General features: G+C 59.8%; 10 protein-coding genes and 1 pseudogene. 8 read left to right on the forward strand and 3 right to left on the reverse strand.

The genetic code is table 11. From position 1 onward, the window contains the following. Window positions 1–76: 76 nt before the first annotated feature. On the reverse strand, window positions 77–1,009 hold the full coding sequence (locus JQ848_RS12950; RefSeq protein WP_003446027.1) for a KpsF/GutQ family sugar-phosphate isomerase: 933 nt from the start codon (window positions 1,007–1,009) through the stop codon (window positions 77–79). A 242-nt stretch (window positions 1,010–1,251) separates the two neighbouring features. On the opposite strand from JQ848_RS12950, the gene JQ848_RS12955 reads away from it, so the two are divergent. From JQ848_RS12955 to JQ848_RS12990, 8 genes are all read left to right on the forward strand, one after another. Next, entirely contained in the window at window positions 1,252–2,328 is a 1,077-nt protein-coding gene (locus JQ848_RS12955) for a phosphotransferase (RefSeq protein ID WP_235972470.1), read from the forward strand. Between the two features lie 147 nt (window positions 2,329–2,475). Continuing rightward, entirely contained in the window at window positions 2,476–4,497 is a 2,022-nt protein-coding gene (locus JQ848_RS12960; protein WP_037001845.1) for a capsular polysaccharide biosynthesis protein, read from the forward strand. After that, entirely contained in the window at window positions 4,437–5,750 is a 1,314-nt protein-coding gene (locus tag JQ848_RS12965) for a capsule biosynthesis protein (protein ID WP_202210807.1), read from the forward strand. The genes JQ848_RS12960 and JQ848_RS12965 overlap by 61 nt, the downstream gene beginning before the upstream one ends. Further along, window positions 5,747–6,523 carry an SDR family NAD(P)-dependent oxidoreductase gene (locus JQ848_RS12970; protein WP_010657305.1) on the forward strand — a complete coding sequence of 259 codons (777 nt, stop codon included), beginning with the start codon at window positions 5,747–5,749 and terminating at the stop codon, window positions 6,521–6,523. Before JQ848_RS12965 ends, JQ848_RS12970 begins: the two co-directional genes overlap by 4 nt. Next, window positions 6,516–8,030, forward strand: a complete 1,515-nt coding sequence (locus tag JQ848_RS12975) for an LTA synthase family protein (protein WP_235972472.1) — start codon at window positions 6,516–6,518, stop codon at window positions 8,028–8,030. The genes JQ848_RS12970 and JQ848_RS12975 overlap by 8 nt, the downstream gene beginning before the upstream one ends. A gap of 3 nt (window positions 8,031–8,033) precedes the next feature. Then, window positions 8,034–8,612: a GNAT family N-acetyltransferase gene (locus JQ848_RS12980; protein ID WP_202210808.1), complete on the forward strand. Its 579-nt coding sequence runs from the start codon at window positions 8,034–8,036 to the stop codon at window positions 8,610–8,612. Next, window positions 8,609–10,735 carry a capsular polysaccharide biosynthesis protein gene (locus tag JQ848_RS12985; RefSeq protein WP_235972473.1) on the forward strand — a complete coding sequence of 709 codons (2,127 nt, stop codon included), beginning with the start codon at window positions 8,609–8,611 and terminating at the stop codon, window positions 10,733–10,735. The genes JQ848_RS12980 and JQ848_RS12985 overlap by 4 nt, the downstream gene beginning before the upstream one ends. A gap of 3 nt (window positions 10,736–10,738) precedes the next feature. After that, window positions 10,739–11,782 (forward strand): phytanoyl-CoA dioxygenase family protein, encoded by a 1,044-nt coding sequence (locus tag JQ848_RS12990; protein WP_003446039.1) that lies wholly within the window; start codon window positions 10,739–10,741, stop codon window positions 11,780–11,782. 74 nt (window positions 11,783–11,856) lie between these two features. Here the strand turns inward: JQ848_RS12990 and JQ848_RS12995 are convergent, their stop codons facing one another. Together JQ848_RS12995 and JQ848_RS13000 are read right to left on the reverse strand one after the other, a co-directional pair. Beyond that, window positions 11,857–13,206 (reverse strand): aminotransferase class I/II-fold pyridoxal phosphate-dependent enzyme, encoded by a 1,350-nt coding sequence (locus JQ848_RS12995; protein WP_029612964.1) that lies wholly within the window; start codon window positions 13,204–13,206, stop codon window positions 11,857–11,859. Between the two features lie 20 nt (window positions 13,207–13,226). Then, window positions 13,227–20,562: pseudogene (locus JQ848_RS13000) on the reverse strand (SDR family NAD(P)-dependent oxidoreductase). Window positions 20,563–20,758 lie beyond the last annotated feature (196 nt).

A 20,758-nucleotide genomic window follows, 5' to 3' on the forward strand; every position in this document is an offset into this window, starting at 1 on the left:
CGGGGCCCTGGCAGGCCCCGTTTTTTTATTCAACAGCGCCAGGCAGTTATCCATGCCTGACGCAGCTACACATCAATCAGTCGAAAATTTCAACCACACCCACGATCTCATTGGCGTGATTGGTCACGGCCAGGGCGCGGATTTTTTTGTCGATCATGTAGGCTTCCGCTTCGGACAGCTGCGACTCTTCCCTGATGGTGTGCGGGTTACGTGTCATGAACTGGTCAACCGTGCTGCCAGTGACACCCTGGTTCTGCAGCAGTGCACGACGCAGGTCGCCGTCAGTAACGATGCCCACCAGCACACCCTGGTCCAGAACCACGGTCAGCCCCATGCGGCTTTCGGTCATGACCAGCAGGCAGTCGTGAAAACTGGTGGCCGGGGACACGATAGGTGCCGGGGAGTGCATCACATCGCTGACGCGAGTCAGCAATTTACGGCCCAGGCTGCCGCCCGGATGGTAGCGGGCGAAGTCCATCGGCTTGAATTGAATGGCTTCGATGATGGCGACGGCCAGTGCATCGCCCATGGCCATGGTGGCCAGGGTTGAAGTGGTCGGAGCCAGGTTGTTAGGACACACTTCGCGTTCGACGGAAATGTCGAGCCAGATGTCTGCATGCTTGGCCAGGGTCGACTTGCCATTCCCGGTCATGGCAATGATTTTGTTGCCAAAGGATTTCAGGCTCGGAATCAGCTTGATCAGCTCTTCGGTCTCACCGCTGTAGCTGATCAAGATCAGCACATCAATCGGCTTGAGCATGCCCAAGTCGCCGTGGAAAGCTTCAGCCGGATGCAGGAAGAAACTCGGGGTGCCAGTGGAGGCGAAGGTCGCGACCATTTTTTGACCGATCAGGCCAGACTTGCCCATGCCGCAGACCACTGTACGTCCTTTACAGCCGAGAAGCAGTTCGACAGCGCTCTGAAATTCACCATTGAGACGGTCAGCCATTTGGGTAACAGCTTGCGCCTGGGCGATGAGGGCTTCTTTTGCGATAGCGAGGTGATTCATCTTTTTGACTTTCGTCCTTGAAATGATGGAATTGGAGGGGCGGAGAATTTTAAGGGTTTTGTAACAATTAGCAAACTCACGATACATACGCCCGTTTAGTTTTATTGATTGGAATTCTGTTCAGCCAAGAAAAATCGGCCTGACAAGTAAACTTTTCGTTGTACCTGAGTTCTCTATCACTCAGCATATTGCTACCAATACCGCAGTAAGTCGGACGTACGGCATTCGCCTAAGTTGAAACCATGAATTCGGATCTACACCCTCTGCAGGGTCGCAGAACACTTTACCGTTGGCAGCACGGTCAGTTGCAGGACCATTTACGTGCGCTATTGCCACAATGGCGAATACAGCCACTGACAATCGTTAGCCAGGATCTGGACTCCAATGCCTCTTTCGTCAACTACGTGCGCCACCATCAGATAACTGATCCCGGCACGGGTATGACCGTGGAACTGGTCGAAAAGTCCATTCGCAAGATGTTTTTTATTGGCAGCCAGGAAGCACGCTTTTATCGGCAGCGGGACATGCTCAATGCCAGCACGCAATTTCAATACCCGGCCTGCCTGGGAGTGATTGAAACGCCGTGGGAAAGCCTGATCTTTACTGAATTTGTGCGCGGCAAGCCGCCGCGCATGCCAAACATTGCACCGCAACTGGCCCTTGGCATTGCCGAACAGGAAGCACTGAGCCACGACTACCTGAGCCGCCAATCCGCACACAAGGCCCCCCTGCTCTGGAGCATGGACTTTTACCGCCCGTGGTTTCTGCTGCGTCCGCGGTTCAACTTTGCACGCTGCCTGCCCGAACTTGAGCGGCTCGGACAGAGCGATGAGCGCTTCAGCGGCCTGGCGGACAAATTCAAGCCCTTCACTCCGCTGCTGGCACGGCTGAGCAAGGCAGCGCGTCGTAGCCCCAAATGCATTAGCCACATGGATTACCTGCGAAAGAACCTGTTTGTCGACAAAGGCCAACTGCTGTTGATCGACTGGAGCGAGGTCAAGGTAGGACGCGTCGGTTTTGACGGCGGGGCCTACTTGAGTGCGCTGTTCCGACGAAAGGATATGCCGCTGTTCCTCAAAGCCCAGCAGCAGTTTATAGACACTTACCGCCAGGCACTGCCCGCGCATTTCAACCCCGATGATGCGCTACGCAACCTTCACTATATATTCCTGCTCAATGCTTTATTTCACTGCTTGCGCTCAGAAACCATCAGCGAGTACCAAGAGAAGAAACGCATGCCTTTGCTGCGACAAAAGTATGACTACCTGCTCGGACTACTGGATAAACAAGAGCAAATCGCCACCATACACCCTCTCTGATTCTAGGATTTTTCCTACATACAACTGATAAAAATCAGGCTACCCGACCTTGATTTGTATTAATATCCGCGCTTCATATTTTGTCGTCCAGCCCTGCTCGACGGCTTATCCCGCAAGATACTTCCAACGGATTTCTGTTTCACGCTTATGGATGAAGCTATTCCTCTACCGCGCTTGCTAGTCCTGTCCAAAGGTGCTCAGGGCATACCCACCCTACCCGCGCTGCTGCCCGATTACGTGCTGCGAAACGGCACTGTGGCCGACATTCGCAAAGCCGATTGCGTGATGGCCTGGGGACGCAAGCCGAGCGCAATCAAAGCCCTGGCAATAGCCTCGCGCGCCAATTTGCCGGTCGTTACCCTGGAAGACGGTTTTTTGCGCTCCATGGGGCTGGGCGCTGATGAGCCGCCGCTGTCGCTGATTGTTGATGACCTGGGTGTTTATTACGACGCCAGCGCGCCCTCGCGCCTGGAACAGTTGATCGCTACCCCGCTCAGCCCGGCCGAAGCCATACGCGCCAGAGCGCTGCAGCAGCTATGGCAACAACAGCGGGTGTCCAAATACAACGACGCACGCATCGAACACCCTGAACTGCCTGATGATTGCGTGCTGCTGGCGGATCAAACCTTTGGCGATGCATCACTGCAAGGTGCCGACCCGCAAGCGTTCAACGCAATGCTCGAGGCGGCGCTGGAGCGCTACCCCACCAGCACAGTGCTGCTCAAGGTTCACCCCGACGTGGTCGCGGGCCGCAAGCAAGGGCATTTTGATCTGGCGGCACTGGCAACCCACCCACGGGTGCAAGTACTGGCGAACCATGTTCATCCGGCCGAATTACTGCCGCGCATGCGGGCCGTATATGTGATGACTTCGCAACTGGGCTTCGATGCCCTGCTGTGGAATGTGCCCGTACATACCTGGGGCATGCCGTTTTATGCCGGCTGGGGACTGACACAGGATCGCTTGCCACCACCTTCACGCCGCCACCCGGTCAGCCTTGAGCAACTGGTGCATGCCAGCCTGGTGCGCTATGCACGCTACGTCAGCCCCGAAACCGGGCAGTCATGCACGCCTGAGGTGCTGATGCACTGGCTGGGTCTGCAGCGCCGCCATCGCAGTGTGTTGCCGGCCTCGGTGCAGATGCTGGGCTTCAGCCGCTGGAAAGAACCGCTGGTCATGTTGTTTTTCAAGGGCTCGGCCATTCAGTTCGTCAAACCCGAGCTGCCCTTTGACCCGCTTCTGTCTACGGTGTCCTGGGGCTGTAAGCACGACACTGAACTCACGGAACACCCACACCCGGTGAGCCGGGTTGAGGACGGTTTTCTACGCTCGGTCGGACTCGGCGCGGGCAAGACCAGGCCTCTGTCCTGGGTCGTGGACGACCTGGGTATCTATTACGACGCTACTCGCCCGTCGCGCCTGGAACGCATCTTGCTTGACGATCCCTTTGAAGATTCGTTGCAGATGCGGGCACAGGCCCTGCGCGAGGCTATTTGCCGTACAGGGGTGACCAAATACAACTTGCCCGGCGAGCCCTGGGTGCGACCTGCCGAAGCCAAACGGGTGATTCTGGTCACAGGGCAAGTGGAAGACGATGCATCGATCCGCTTTGGCGCCAACCGCATCCGCAGCAACCTGCAATTGCTGCAGACGGTTCGCGAACGCAATCCCGATGCCTGGATTTTGTACAAGCCACACCCTGAAGTACTGGCCGGTACCCGTGCCCGTGGCAGTGACGAAGCGCAAACGGTGGACTGGTGTGACGAAGTAATCGGCAACACGCCGCTGCAGCACCTGTTTGAAATAGTGGATGAGGTGCATGTCCTGACCTCCCAGTCCGGCTTTGAAGCCTTGCTCCGCGGAGTGCCTGTAACCACCTATGGCCAGCCGTTCTATGCCGGCTGGGGCTTGACCCGAGACGAAGACCTGCATCCGGGTGTACAAGCACGACGCACACGGACCCTGAATCTGGATCAACTGGTGGCGGGTACATTGTTGCTGTACCCCACCTACGTCAGCCGCATTACCGATTGCTTTACCACCGCCGAGCAGACTCTTCACGAACTACAACACTGGCGCGCGTCACCGCAGCCTGGAGCAACTACCAAATGGCAGGATTTGATACAGCGCTTGAACAGTTTGTTGGGCAAAATGCGCCTGAGAAACTGAAGGCGCGCGTACCAAATCCTTTGGTTGGTCCTGATTCTCGCAGTTTTCTGTTTCTACAAGGCGTCAGCTCTCCGTTCTTTGCGCGTCTGAACAAAACGTTGCGCGATAATGGCCAACAGGTGCAATGCGTCAATTTCAATGTGGGCGACGTGCTGTACAGCCCTGGCGCCCGTACATTTTGTCTGGCCCATGCAGCGGAGCTGGAGTCGTTTTACAGGCAAACATTTCACAGTCTTGGCGTCACCGACCTGGTGCTGTTCGGTGACTGTCGCCCCGTGCATCTCCCCGCCATCGCACTGGCGCGCAGCGCGGGCATCAGGGTTCATGTGTTCGAGGAGGGTTATTTCCGCCCCTACTGGGTCACCCTGGAACGCGGCGGGGTCAACAACCACTCGCAACTGCCCAGCGACCCGGACTGGTACCGGGAAGTCGGCAAGTTCGTTCCGCGCTACGACAACGGTACTGCGTTCAAGCAGTCGTTTGCGGTCCGCGCCACCCACGACGTGCTGTATCACTGCGGCGGCGCGCTGAATAAATTGTTCTTTCCGAACTACCGTACCCACGCCCCCTTCACGGCTGCCACCGAGTACGCAGGGTATATACGCCGTGGCGCGCGCCTGCTGCTCGCCGGGTCCCGCGATGACGCCGTGGTGGAAGAAGTGGCCCGCGAGCGCAACCCGACGTTCCTGCTCCCCCTGCAACTGGACAGTGATACACAGATCAAGGATCACTCCCCTTTCAACAACATGTCCGAAGTGATCGACCATGTGCTGGCTTCGTTTGCCGCCCATGCGCCAGGGGATGCACGGTTGGTGGTCAAGGACCATCCGCTGACACCGGGGCTGGTGAACTATCAGCGCATCACCAAAACCCTAGCCAAACACTATGACGTGGCCGACCGGGTGGACTTTCTCGACAGCGGGCATATGCCCACGCTGTTGTCGCATATTGCCGGGCTGATCACGATCAACAGCACGGCCGGCGCTTCGGCACTGTTGCACCAGCGACCGACTTTCGTCCTGGCCAACCCGATTTACGCCCTGCCCGGCCTGACGCAACCCGGAAAACTTGAAGATTTCTGGACCCATCCGGTCAAGCCGGACATGACCCTGTTTCATCATTTCCGCAATACGGTGATCCACACCACGCAGATCAATGGCGGTTTTTACTCGCGCAGTGGTATCGACATGGCCGTAAACAAATGCCTGGACGTGCTGATGGCAAAAACATCGAGAATCGAAAACTTCCTATGACCCAACGTTCTACCCCCCGCTGTATTTTCATCACTGGCGCTACTGGCGGCATCGGCGGCGCACTGGCTCCGGCCTATGCCGCACCAGGGGTGACCCTGATCCTGCAAGGCCGTCGCCTGGACCGTCTCGAAGAAATGGCCGCTGAATGCCGCGCTCTCGGCGCCCGTGTATTGCTTGAGCCGATTGACGTGCGTGAACTCGATGAATTGCGCGCCATGGTTCGCCGCATCAGTGACGCAGAGCAACCCGATCTGGTGGTGGTCGGTGCCGGAATCAATATCGATATCGGTGCTCAGGGCCAAGGCGAGCAATGGGATGAAACCCGCGCCTTGCTGGAAATCAACGTGATGGCTGCTTTCGCCACGGTGGAAGCCGCCTTGCCCGCAATGCGCGCCCGTGGCCATGGGCAGATTGCGCTGTTCAGCTCCCTGGCCGGGTGGCGCGGCTTGCCGGTGACGCCCAGCTACAGCGCGAGCAAAGCTGCGATCCGCGTGTATGGCGAAGCCATTCGCGACTGGCTGGCTCCGGAGGGCGTGAAAATCAATGTGATAGTGCCCGGTTATGTCGAGTCGAAAATGTGTTTTGAAATGCCCGGGCCCAAGCCGTTTCTATGGAGCGCTGAAAAAGCGGCCAATCGTATCAAGCGCGGTCTGGCGGCAAATCAGGCGCGTATCAGCTTCCCCTTTCCGCTGAACCTTGGCACCTGGCTGCTGGGGGTGATTCCACAGCGCCTTTCTTCGTTTATCTTGCGCGGTCTGAATTACAGTGAGTGAGTTTTCCATCCTGCACATCAGTATTGTCGGCCTGCTGCTGACCATTGTTCTCGAACGCCTGCTGATTCCGCGACCCGCCCTGCGCCGCCCCTTGAGTTGCTGGTTACTGCACACCGGTGTCTGGTGCGTAAGCCTGGCGGTGCTATACGCTTTGACCGCGCGCCCGTTGTTCAGCGCAATCAATGTGGTACTGGGGTGGTTGTTGATCGTGATGGTCAGCAACGCCAAGTACCACTCGCTGCGCGAGCCATTCGTGTGTGCCGATTTCGAATACTTCAGCGACGCCGTACGCTTCCCGCGCCTGTACCTGCCATTTTTCGGCATAGGTAAAGCCGCGCTGCTGGCAACCGGTTTTATCGCCTACCTCTGGGCAGGGCTGACCTTCGAGCCGCAAGTGGCCGGGGGCCGGCTGGATGCGCTATGGCTGGGGCTGGGCGGATTGATCCTGCTGAAACTGGGCCATCGCTCCAGCGTACCGAGCTTTGATGCCAACGCCGATATTCAGCGCTGGGGGCTGGTAGCCTGCCTGTGGCGCTATTTTTGGGCCGCCCGTAAACCGGTTGATCCGGCAGCGCTGGCTTCACCGTTCAATCAGGGCGATATCGCAGCGCCTGCCGCGCCATTACCCGACCTGGTATCGGTGCAGAGCGAGTCTTTTTTTGATGTGCGTGAACTGTGGTCCGGCGTCAAGCCTCAGGTATTGACCGAGTACGATCGCCTCACGCAAGAAGCTCTGGCGCGGGGCAAGCTGCAGGTTGCCGCGTGGGGGGCCAATACCGTACGCACCGAGTTCGCTTACCTCACGGGTATACCCGGCGAACGCCTGGGGGTTCACCGCTTTAATCCATACCGTGTGCTGGCGCGCAAGGGCTTGCCGAGTCTGGCCAGCCACCTCAAGACACAGGGCTATCGCACGGTGTGCATTCACCCGTTCCATGGCAGCTTTTATGGACGCAACAAGGTGTTGCCCGCGCTGGGTTTCGACGAATTCATCGACATACAAAGCTTTGATGAGTCACAGAAAGCCGGGCCGTTCATTGGCGATTGCGCCGTGGCGGACAAGATCCGCGAACTGCTGCAAGACCCGACCCGCACACAACCCCTGTTCATCCACGCCGTGACCATGGAAAACCATGGGCCGCTGCACCTTGAACAGGTTGAAGCGGCGCAGTTGCCGACCTGGTTTGACCAGCCACTGCTGCAAGGCATGGACGATCTCGCCCCCTACTTGCGCCATATCGCCAATGCCGACCTGATGCTCGGCAAGCTGCGCACGACCCTCCTGGAACAACCCAACGAAGCACTGCTGTGTTTCTTTGGCGATCATGTGCCGATCCTCCCCGATGTCTATCAAGCCATTGGCGAACCCGTGGGCGACACCGACTACCTGATATGGTCCAACCGCCGCCCGCTCAACGTCACCCCAAGCCCGCTGCAGGTCGACAGGCTGGCCTGTCATTTACTGGCCTGCGCTGCTCAAACACCCTCCACCCGCGGAGCCGCGTGAGGCATGGTCCCCATCGTGCAGGGTTCGAGCCTGACGCCGGACCTGCTCACCGATCCCGGGCTGTCACGCCTGGTGACAGAAGGTCGGGGCTCCCTGGCCTTCATCATCGGTAATGCCGACTGCCGCCAACGCCTGCTTGGCGCCAGCATTCATTGGGACCGCATACTGCTGGCCTTTGAAGATGGACAAGCGGTGGGCTATGCCGCACTCAAGTATCAGATGCGCGGGCCGTTTGCGTTGCGCGTCAAACCTTTTGTTCGCGAATTTGGCTGGCTCAGCGGCACACTGCGGTTCGCCGCGTTCTGCCTGAGCGAGTGCCGCGAATGGCGCTACCCGTTCCTGCTGTATGGCTTGCGGGTCAGCAGGTCGGCACGCAATCACGGCATCGCCAGCGCGCTGCTGCAGGCGTGCAGCAAACATGCCGCGACCCAAGGGTTCAGGGCTGTTTATCTGGAAGTACCGCTGGCCAATGACCGCGCTCGCCACCTGTACCTGCAAAACGGCTTTAGCCTGCTGCCCAAGCGCTGGGTACCATGGCCGCCCGTGCGCACCATGCGCCGTTATGTGGAGACTCAGCCGTGAACGGTCTGGACACCCCCTTCATGCCTTTGCAACCGTTGGTTGAAGGGCCCGGCTGGATCGGCATCATGTCGCAATGGGTGGCGTGGAAGGTCCTGCATTTACCGCAATTTCTCGGCCCGGAAGGGGAGCCTTTCTGGCTCTGGCAGCGCGGGCAACGTGCGCCCAAAGGCCTGAAAGCTATCGCCGGCATCGGCTATAAACAATCATCGGCTCATGCGCGGGTGCTGTGCCAGCGCTGGGGCCTGACCTACATCGCACTGGAAGACGGCTTTCTGCGCTCTTCGTCACTGGGTATCGAAGGCGACACACCGATGTCGATGGTGGTCGACCCGGTGGGCATCCACTACCTGGCAGATCGCCCTTCCCTGCTGGAAAACATTCTTCAGTCCCCCGACAGCCTTCGCCCTGACGAACTGCAAAGCGCCCGCCAGTTGATCGAATTGATGCGTCGTACCGGCATCGGCAAATACAACAACGCACCCGACCTCGACCCCGCCGATCCGCTGGGTCGCGAGCGGCCATTGATATTGGTCGTGGATCAAACCGCCGGGGATTACTCGATCCCGGGCGGCGGTCTGTGCGAAGCCGATTATGTACGCATGCTTGACGTGGCCATTAGCGAAAACCCGGACGCCGAAGTCCGCGTACGCATTCACCCGGACTGTATTGGCGGGCAAAAGCCCAGTTGCCTGCTCGCCGCAGCAACCGCAAGGGGCGTAGCGCTGGAGAGTCGACCCGTGTCCTGGGCTTCGTTGGCACGGCGTGCGCGCCGGGTGTACATCGGCACCAGTCAGGCCGGGCTGGAAGCCTTGATTCAAGGCGTACCCGTGACCTGCTTCGGCCTGCCTTTTTATGCAGGCTGGGGCCTGACGGACGACCGCATGCCAATCCCGCGGCGTCGGGCACGACCAGATCTGGTGCAACTGGTGGCAGCCGCTTACATACGCTACAGCCGCTATGTCGATCCACTCACCAGCCTGCCGACCGATGCCCTGACCATTGCCCGTCAGCTGGCGCGGCAAAAAGCACAGGATGCCGAATTTGCCGGGAACATCACGGTGCTCGGGATCAAACGGCATAAACAGCACAACCTGCGGCGTTTTTTCAGTAGCCGCTGGGGTCAGTTGAAGTTCAGCGCAGACAGCCCGATGCTGCTGGCAGAAGTGGCCGCCCAGAGCGGCACCTTGCTGGTATGGGCGGCCCGCGAACCGGCCAGCCTCAAGGCCCGGGCGCAGGCCTCGAACGTACCGGTGTTGCGCATCGAAGATGGTTTTCTGCGTTCCAACGGGCTGGGTTCGCTCAACGCCCCGGCGCTGTCACTGGTACTCGACCGCAGCGGCATTCACTACGATGCCAGCGCGCCTTCCGACCTCGAAACCCTGCTCGAACAGGGTGCTTTTGACCCCGCTACGCTGGCTGAAGCCGCCCGTTTGCGCGAACGGATCGTGGCGCTGGGCGTCAGCAAGTTCAACCTTAAAAGCAACGCCGATCACCTGGTACGGGCACGTCCGGGCCAGCGCCGGATTCTGGTACCCGGCCAAGTGCAGGACGATGCCTCATTGCGCTGCAGTGTCACCCACCTGCACGACAACCTGGCGCTGCTCAGGCATGTGCGCAGCAACGCTCCGGATGCCTGGATCGTGTACAAGCCGCACCCGGATGTCGAAGCGGGCAAGCGTCAGGGCAGCCTGAGCGAAATGCTCTTGCACGAACTGGCGGATCAGGTGTTGCCCGGTGCCGACATCACTCAGCTTTATGCCCAGGTCGATGAAGTGCATACCATCAGTTCCACGGCCGGCTTCGAAGCCTTGCTGCGGCATTTGACCGTAGTGACCTACGGCACCCCGTTTTATGCCGGTTGGGGGCTGACCCAGGACTCGCAGCCCTTGACCCGCCGAACCCGGCGCCTGAGCCTGGATGAGTTGGTCGCCGGCGTCCTGTTGCGCTATGCGCGCTACGCCGACCCGCACACAGCTTTGCCCTGCGATGCGTGGCATGCCCTGGCATGCCTGTCGAACCCTTCCCCGCCACGCCTGAGACTTCAGCCGCGTGTTCGGGCACTGCTCAATTACACCCGGACCATGCTCGGATTCCCCCGTGCAGTGGTTCCGCTAAAGGATTAGTCCATGCCTGCTTCATTAAAGGATCTGGGCCGTTATGCAGCGCTGCCATGGCATTGCCTGCAACTGCTGACCCACGCTAAATCGTTCGAAAACAACCCGGTGTTGGGCAGCCCCCGACTCAATGCCATGGGCTTGCACGTGCAACGTCGCCAGATTGCCATGGCCATGGCGGCCATGCGCCGCCGGGCACTGGCATCGCGAATGAACCCGGCCGAACAGGCAAGCTTCGAGGAGCAGGGATTCTTCGTGCGCGAGAACGCCCTGCCCGCCGAGCAATTTTCGGCCTTGCGGGCCGAACTGGGTGACTTGCGCAGCACCGGCTGGGAAATGCGTCAGGGCAAGGCGGTGACCCGCCGAGTAAGCCTGGACCAGGACGTGCTGGCACAAAACCCGGCCACCGCAGCCTTTATCGCTGACCGCAGCGTGCGTGATCTGATTTCCTATGCTTCATCCAACACCGGTGGCATCACCTATCAACTGCAGTCGATCGTGATCGATGCGGTGAATCCCGAGGAAGACCCGCAAACCCGCCTGCACACCGACACTTTCCATCCGACTGCCAAGGCGTGGTTGTTTCTGGATGACGTGGCCGACGATCAGGGGCCGTTCAGCTATGTGCCGGGGTCCCATCGCCTGACGCCCGAGCGATTGGCCTGGGAGTATCGTCAGAGCCTGGGCGCAGCCTGTTCACCCGAGCAAATGCACCGCGAGGGCTCGTTCCGGATTTATGAGAATGAATTGGCCGGGCTGGGTTTGCCGCCACCGCGGCGTTTCGCGGTACCCGCCAATACTCTGGTAGTGGCTGACACATCGGGTTTCCACGCCCGCTGCCCGAGTCTGCGCCCGAGCCACCGGGTGGAAATCTACGCAAGCCTGCGCCGCAACCCCTTTATCCCGTGGCGCGGCGCCCACCTGTTCGCCCTGCCATGGATTGCCAACCACCATATGCGCTGGGACATTCGTCTCAAACGCATGATGGGGTTTGATAAACGCAGCCATTGGCGGTTCATCGAACAGCTCAATGCCTATGAGAAGCCCTTTATCTAGCCTTTTTTGCGCCGCCTGAACCACCAGCCAGGCGGCTTGCTGCACAGCGTTTCAAGGTGCTGCAAGCCGGCAGCTCAATCCAGCCGTGCCAGCTCTTCTGCCACGATGGCCACGGTACGGCTGATCTGCTCTTGCGTGTGCTCACAAGACACAAAGAAGCGCACCCGCGCGGTTTTCTCCGGCACCGCCGGATAGAGGATCGGCTGAGCGTTGATCCCCCGTTCAAACAGGGCGCTGGACAGTTGCCCCGCCTTGAGCGAGCTGCCGGTAATCACCGGTATCACGGCCAGCCCGGTGCTGGTTGCCGTATCCAGCCCGGCCTCCCTGGCCAGTCGCAAAAACTGCTCGCCACGGGCCTGAACGGCCTGTACTCGCTCATGGTCGTTGATCAGGCAGCGCAGCGCCGCCAGGGCCGACGCAGTGACGGACGGAGGCAGGCCCACACTGTAGAGAAAACCGGGCGCCAGAAACTTCAAATGCTCCACCAGCGCCGTATTACCCGCAATGTAGCCACCGCAGCTGGCGAGGGTCTTGCTCAGGGTTCCCATCCAGATGTCTACGTCATCTCCGGCCAGGCCGAAGTGTTCACGTATGCCCCTGCCTGTCGCGCCCATGACACCCAACGAATGAGCCTCATCGACCATCAGGAAGATTTTGTGCTTGCGTTTGAGCTCGACAAATCGCGGCAAGTCCGGATAGTCGCCGTCCATGCTGTAAATGCCTTCGACCACCACCAGCACCCGTTCAAAATGCTGACGTTGTTCACCCAGAATGCGGTCCAGCGCTTGCCAGTCGTTGTGAGCAAAGCTGAGGCGGCGGGCACCCGAAAGCTGAATGCCCTGCAACACGCTGTTATGCACCAACTCATCATGCAGCACTAAATCCCGCGGACCGAACAGATAGCCGATGGTGGTGACGTTAGTGGCATGACCGCTGACAAACACAACCGCGTCATCAACTTCATAAAAGCTGGCCAGCTCACGCTCCAGCTCGCGGTGCAACGGTCGATCACCGGACACCACGCGGCTGGCCGACACCGAAGTGCCGTAACGATCTATAGCGTCCTTCGCCGCCTGAACCACCACCGGATGCCCGGAGTAGCCCAGGTAGTTGTAACTGGCGAAGTTCACATAATCCTGGCCACCAATGCAGGTTTGGGCACCTGCCAGCCCGTCATGCAGACGGAAAAACGGGTTCCCCAAGCCCATGCGTGCTGCACTTTGTTGCAGGAACTGCATCTGCTGATAGCCGGGATACAGATCGAAACGGTAAAACGCCTCGGGAACTTTCAGTGCCGCCTGCTGCGCTTGCTCAAGGGTCGCGCCATTACTGTCTCCTGCGCCGTTGCGACGGCGCTCCAGTGCTTGCTGGATCAAACGCTGCTTGATACCCCCACTCAGACCCCCGGGTGTTTTTGCACTTATCTCACTCAAGCAGGTATCACTCACTGAATCAATCGGTTAGGTGTTGCAACACTTTCGGCCACTGCGGCCACTTGTTCGTGGGTCATGTGCGTGCCGTGACTGGCCAGCACACTTTCGGCCATGGCAGCAGGTGCCGACGACTCGTTGGCCGGGGCCTCACCGCGCAGCAGGCTCAAAATACGCACGCTGAGCTTGTCTATGCTGGAGCTTTCGCTGAGCTCCATGACCGGCAGGCGAACGCCAAAGCGCTCTTCCAGGGCCACGATCAGTTCGACACTCATCAATGAGTCCAGCCCCAGTTCCTGCAACGGCCGCTGTGTGTCCAGGCGCGCTGCGGGCAGGCGCAGAATTTCACAGACTTCGTGCTTGAGCAGTTCAGCAAAGCGCTCCAGCAGTTGGGCATCGTCCAGCTCCACAAGCATGCGCTGTATGTCTTCGGCGTCGTTATCGTCTTCCTGATCACCGCCGTGGGCGCGCACCAGTTCCAGGAAACGCGGGGACGCAGCGCTCGGCAGGAAACGCGACAAGGCTTTCCATTCCAGCTCCAGCACGCCAGTGCCGTCATCGCCGTTGAGCAACATCTGCTCCAGGTGCGACAACGCGACTTCGGCCCGCAGTGCAGCGCCGCCCATACGGCTTTGCAGCGCATCCTTGATCTGCTCGTTGCGGGCCAGAAAGCCGACATCGTCAATCGCGCCCCACAGCACGGCGGTGGCCGCCAGCCCTTGAGCACGGCGATAGCGGGCCAGCGCTTCAAGCCAATGGTTGGCAGCCACATAGTTGGCCTGTCCAGGGTTACCGAACAGAGTGGTGGCCGAGGAGAACATCACAAAGAAGTCCAGCTCCAGCTCACGGGTGAGTTGGTGCAGGTATTGCGCGCCCTTGGCCTTGGGTTCCAGCACGCGTTGCAATTGCTCGGCGTCGAGATTACGGATCAGGCTGTCATCGATGACGGTGGCCGCGTGCACCAGGCCCCGTAACGGATACGCACTGGTTGCGATGCGTTCAAAGACACTGCGCAGCTGAGCTTCATCGGTGATGTCGCACGCCACCGCCTGCACATCGATGCCTTGCGCATGCCACAGGGCCAGACTTGGCTGGACCTCGAGACTGGCCGCACCACGGCGGCCCAGCAGCACCAGATGCCGCGCCCCCTTGTCCACCAGCCACTGTGCGGTACGCAGACCAAAGCCACCGACCCCGCCCGTGATCAGGTAAGTCGCTTCGCCACTGAGTTGCAGTCCCTTTGCAGGCTGGGCACGGGTTTCCACCAAGTGCTCGATGGGGTTGCCATAGGTCACGACGATCTTGCCGATCTGACGGGCCTGCTGCATGTAGCGGAATGCTTCGACCACTTGATTGGCGTCGAACTCGCGGTACGGCAGCGGGTGCAGGATGCCTTGCTCGAACAACTGCATCATGTTCCCGAACAGGCGTCGGGTCAGGTCCGGACGCTCGCTCATCAGTTGGTCAGCGTCGATGCCGAAGTAGCTGATGTTGTTGCGGAACGGGCGCAAGCCGATACGGGTGTTCTGGTAGAAGTCGCGCTTGCCCAATTCCAGGAAGCGGCCGAACGGTTTAAGGATTCGCAGGTTACGGTTGATCGCCTCACCTGCCAACGAATTGAGCACGACGTCGACACCACGTCCGCCCGTCACTGCCAGCACCTCATCGGCATATGCCAGCGAGCGGGAATCGAAAATGTGCTCGACGCCCAGCAAGCGCAGGAAGTCGCGCTTTTCGTCACTGCCGGCGGTAGCATAAATCTCGGCACCGCACCATTTGGCGATTTGAATCGCGGCAATACCGACACCACCCGCAGCACCGTGGATGAGGATTTTTTCACCCGGTTCCAGACGTGCCAAGTAATGCAAGGCGTAGTACACGGTGAAGAACGTACTCGGAATAGTCGCAGCCGCTTCGAACGACATGCCAGCCGGGATTTTCGCCACCGCGTTGGCGTTGGTCACCAGACGGTTTGCAAAACTGCATGGACCAAAGCCTACGACCCGGTCGCCCGGAGCAAAATCGCCCAGGACTTCAGCGCCCTTGCCTTGCACCACACCGGAAAACTCAAAGCCCAGGGTCGGGCCGGAGAAACCATTTTCAATGGCTTCATCGGACAACAGCCCCAATGCAAACATTACGTCACGGAAGTTCAGACCGGTGGCGCGCACGGCGATATCCAGCTCGTCCACGGCCGGCACAGCTGGATCGCGTACTTCCCAACGCAGGTTGCGCAACTGACCCGGCAGGTCAAAGCCCAGGCTGATTCGAGTGTCCTTGCCGTCTACTGCCTGGGCCTTTTGCGTCAGAACCCGCAGACGCGGCACATAACGTTGACCGTCAGCCGTGATTGCCATCTCGGTTTCGCCATCGGCATGCAACAGCGCAGGGATCACGCTGAGCAAAGGCGCGTTGAGTGCCAGGTCCAGCAGGCGGATGCGGCAGCTTGCAGACTCATTGGCCAAGGTCCGGCCAAAGCCCCAGAAGGCCGCATCGGCAATGGCGTTCACATCCGATGCGGGTTCGGCACCGTACCAATGACCGGCCGCACCACGGCTGAGCAGCCAGCAAGTCGGGGCCATTGCCAACGACTCGCAAGCCTGAACCAGCGCGGCCGCCTGCATGCAGCGGGCACCTTGTGCGTCCAGACCCTGTGCCGCGTCAAGCCCGGCCAAGTGCACAACATGTTCAGGGGCCTGAGCCAGCGCAAGCAATTGCTGCGCCACGGCCCGGGCATCGCCCGGCACCAGCAGGTTCACCACCTGGCCTTGCTCACGCAAGGCCGCCAGCAGTTGTTCAACGCCCCCATGCTGCTGTTCCGCCAGCAGCGCCCAATGCTGCACAGCCACTTCAGGTACAACCTTGCCCGTGGCTTCGCCTTTGCCGGCGAGCAACAGATAGCTGCCGCAGGCATTGCCCGGCAACGCCTCAAGGGTGTGGCTCAGGGTCAGGCCGTGACGTTGCAGTTCAACTTGCCAGAATGACGGACGCTGCTGTCGCGACAACGCCTGCTCAGGACCTTCCAGCCACCAGTCACTGCGGGCACCGAACACAAAGTCAGCACAGCGCGTCGGGTGCTGCGCCAGCACCACCACTTCGCCATGGGGGTTGAGATGGCTTGCAGCCTGGCGCAGCGCCTCGCCCACGGCATCCAGAGGCGCCAGATCGCTGGGCACCAGCACCCAGTCAAAGTTGCTGGCATCACTGAGTTGAGCAAAGTCAATCAGGTTCAGCGCCGGGCAATCTGCCCGCAGCATCTGCGCCAGCTCAGGCTCTTGCACGCAGTAGCTATAGTCGACGCGATCAAAATCGATCCCGGCGTACAGTGACTCGGCAAACGACGGCCCGCCCAGGCCCAGCTCCAGCACCCGCAGACGCTGCCCGTCAGGCAACGCTGCCAGGCGTTGCGCGAGGGTATCGCGCACACCGGCCAACAAACGTTGTTGGCCAGCCGAACCCAGTACCTGTCGCAGCAGCATGGCACCACTGGTTTCGCGGGGCAGCAACTGCTCAAGGGTCTGTTGCCCGTCAAGCAATGCCCGCAAATGGCGACCGATGCGGCCCACCGAATGAATCAGTTGAAAATGCTCCGGATAGCTCTGGAACAGTTCCTGCCAAATAGCCTGGCTGGCAGGACGCTCACCGCTGTCGACGATGCTCACACCGCCGCCGGCATCGCGGCTCAGGCTGCCGTCTTCCAGGCCCTGACGCAGCAAGGTGCTCAGATAGTGGCTGGAAACGCCATCCTGTTGCGACCACAGGCTGATTTGCTCAGCGCTGAGTTGACCACCCGCCTGTTCGATCAGGTCCTGCACGAAACTGGCGCACAATACATCCAGCAATGGCTCGACTTCGTTCAGGTAGCGCAGCTGCGCTGGCTCATCACCCAGGGTCTGAAAATGCGTCAGTAACGGCGAGCTGTCGATGGCGACCCGCTGCACCGGCGTGACCTGGCCAGGAGCAGCCATGCCCACGTGGGCCATGTGCTTGATATCACCGTTGCGGTCACGCTGCAGACGCACACCGCGAAAGCGCGCGTCCTTTATCGACAACACGGCAGCGCCAGTGGCGTCGAACAGGGTGAAATCCACCAGTAACGAATGCTCAGTGCGTTTGAGCTGGCGCACCTCGGCCAGGCACGGCACGCCGCCCGCCTTGCTGTAGGCAATACGCCCCAGCTTCACTGGAATAAACGCCAACCCCTTGTTCGTGCCGGGCTGGCCCACCAGCAATTCGGTAATCAGCTGGAACGCGCCATCCAGCAATGCCGGGTGCACGAACAGGTCGTCCATTTCAGGACGGATAACCTCAGGCACGCTCAATTGCGCGAGGATGCGGGCCGGCTCGACCCACACTGCCGCGACGGTTTGATAAGCCGGGCCGTAGTTCAGGCCCACGGCACAGGTCAGCGCCAAATGCTGTGCACCGGTAAAGTCCGCCGGGCGTGACGGCAAGGCCGGTGCACGCCCGTCCAGCATCACGCCTCGGGCTTCACCGGGAAGACGCGCCACCACGTGCTGTACCCATTCTTCGTGCTGGGCATGGCCGCGGGAAGCAATGTGCAAGGTGCCATCAGCCGGTTCGATATTGATGCGGATTTTTTTGCTGGCGTCATGGCTGAGTAGCAGCGGGTTATGAATTTCCAGCTCTTCGATGTCGACGAACTCGCCCGGCTGGTGCTGCAAGGCCGCCGCCAGCGCCAACTCGCTAAAGCCTGCACCAGGAAACAATACGGCTTCACCGACCTTGTGATCGCCCAGGCTAGGGAACAACTGGGTATCGAGGCGGTTTTCCCACGTCAGCGCACGATCAGGCAGCAAGTGACCCAACAAAGGGTGCACACGCTTGCGTTGCAGTACCCCGAGCGACTCGGCGCTGACCGGCAGGTAGAAGTGTTCGCGCTGCCAGCTGTAGTTCGGCAGATTCACGTGGCGCCCGGTCACCGGGAAATGCGTTTGCCACTGCGGTTGCGCACCGGCAATCAGCAGTTTGGCAACGCTGCGTTCCAGCAGGAAAACGCTGTGATCCTTGCGCAACAATGTGCCAATCACCTGGCCTGAGCGCTCGGCGCCCGTCAGTGCATCAGCCACATAGGAGCGCAAAATCGGGTGCGGGCCCACCTCGACAAACAGGTTGAAGCCCTGCGCCACCAGTGCATCCATCGCGCCTTGGAACAACACCGGCATACGAATGTTCTGCCACCAGTAGTGGCTGTCCAGACTCTTACCGTCCAGCTCGCCGCCAATCACGGTGGAATAGAATGGAAGAGTGGTACTGCGCGGGCGAATGTGCGCCAGATCAGCAATCACTTGCTGCTCTATAGGGTTCATGCTCGGGGAGTGGAACGCGTAATCCAGATCCAGCAGGCGGATAAACACCTGACGCTCGCTCAGCACTTGCTCAAGCTGAGTCAAGGCTTCCAGCGGACCGGCCACCGTGGCGCCACGGCTGCTGTTTTCGCCCGCGATCACCAGTTGCTGGTCCAGCCCAAGTTCCACCAGCACTGCCGCAGTCGCTTCGGCGCACAGGCCGACAGCGGCCATACGGCCAGTACCACGGGTCAGCCCTTGCAGACGACTGCGATGGAAAATGACTTGAGTAGCGTCTTCCAGGCTCAGGGCACCACTGGCCCATGCGGCCGCTACTTCACCGACGCTGTGACCGATCACGGCGCACGGATGAAAACCTTGCGCCGCCAGCACGCGGGTGACTGCCACTTGCAAGGCAAACAGCGCAGGTTGAGCGATCTCGGTACGCACATAACGGTCGTCGCCGTTTTCACCCAGCAGCTCGGCCCGCAACGAATAACCGGCCAATGGCTGGAACAGTGCATCGACTTCGGCCACGGCCTGTTCAAACACAGGGTCGCCGAGCATCCCCCGGCCCATGCCTTGCCATTGCGAACCGTTACCCGAATAGATAAAGACCGGGCCCTCGGCGTTGTCCAGGGCCTGACCTGCCTCGACCACTGAGCTCAATTCGCTCAGGCTCGGATCCTGGGCGTAGTCGGCCAGAGCTTGCGCAGCCTGGGCACAATCGGAGCCAATCAACAGCAGGCGATGGGTGTGAGCATCACGGCGAAACAGGGTTTGATAGGCGACGTCGTAAAAATCGGCCTCAGGCCTGGACGCCAGATAATCAGCGTAATCCTGAGCCGTAGCACGCAAGCCTTCGGCGTCTTTGGCGCTCAGCATCAACGGCAGGCGGCGCACTGGCGTTGACTCGCGGGAGGCTGCGACAGGCTCGGCACTTTGCAAAATAACGTGAGCGTTGGCGCCGCCAAATCCGAAAGAGTTGATACCGACAGTCAGTTGCCCTGCAGCCTTGAGTGGCTGATTGGCGGTGACTACCTGCAGGTTCAGGTCGGCAAACGGAATCGTCGGGTTGAGTGCGTCGCCGCCGATGGTCGCGGGCACCATCCGCTCATTCAGGCAGTTGAGGGCCTTCATCAATCCCGCCACACCCGATGCTGCCTCCAGGTGCCCAAGATTGCTTTTAACAGACCCTATCGGCAGCGGGTTACCGGCGCCACGGGCCTGGCCCAGTGATTCGCCGATGGCCCGACTCTCAATGGGGTCACCGACTGCGGTTCCCGTGCCATGGGCTTCAAGGTAATCCAGCTGCGAAGGGTCGATGCCGGCCTTGGCGTAAACGCCTTTAAGCAACGCTGCCTGAGCATCGGCGCTGGGCAGCGTCAGACTCGACTTGCGGCCATCGGTATTCACAGCGCTGGCGCATGTGCAGGCTGATACCGCCGGTCACGGCCTGGTCGATATCACCACTGAGAATTGCCTGACACGCCTGGTGGAAGGCAACCAGTGAAGAAGAACATGCGGTGTCGATGGCCATGCTCGGGCCACGCAGGTCATAAAAGAAGGACAGACGATTGGCGGCAATACTCATGGTATTACCAGTGGCCGTTGCCGCGTCGATGGACGCCATGTCATCGACCACACGGTAAGCCTGCTCGACGCTGGCAATACCCAGGTAAACGCCACAATTGCTGCCCCGCAGGCTAGACGGTTTAACCCCTGCGTTTTCGAAGGTTTCCCAGCACATTTCGAGCAACATTCGCTGTTGCGGATCCATCATCATGGCTTCGCGTGGCGAAATGCTGAAAAAGCCCGCATCAAAAGCAGTGATATCGCCCAGAGAGCCCGAGGCGAAGGTATACGTGGAGGCCGGACTGGCTTTGTCAGGATGTAAAAACTCGGCATGTTCCCAGCGGGAAGCATCGACCTGGGTCACCAGATCGCGCCCCTCTATCAGGTTCTGCCAGAAACTGCTGGCCGTGGAACCGGGGAAACGGAAAGAATTACCAACAATTGCTACCTGCCTACGTTTTGTCAAAACCATTCCTTAAAAATACTCATGACCACCATCCCATCCTATCGATGGCTGCATGCCGAGCATGTTCATTGCCGGCAAGTTGTGGAGCGTCGCCTGGAGGTTGTCGATATATTCGCGACTGACTTGCTGCACACACGGGACGAATAAAATCTATTGTCGTACTACTTTTGGGATTATTCCTAGATACATTTTGAAT

This window comes from Pseudomonas paraversuta (genome assembly GCF_904067025.1).
Taxonomy (GTDB): Bacteria; Pseudomonadota; Gammaproteobacteria; order Pseudomonadales; family Pseudomonadaceae; genus Aquipseudomonas; species Aquipseudomonas paraversuta.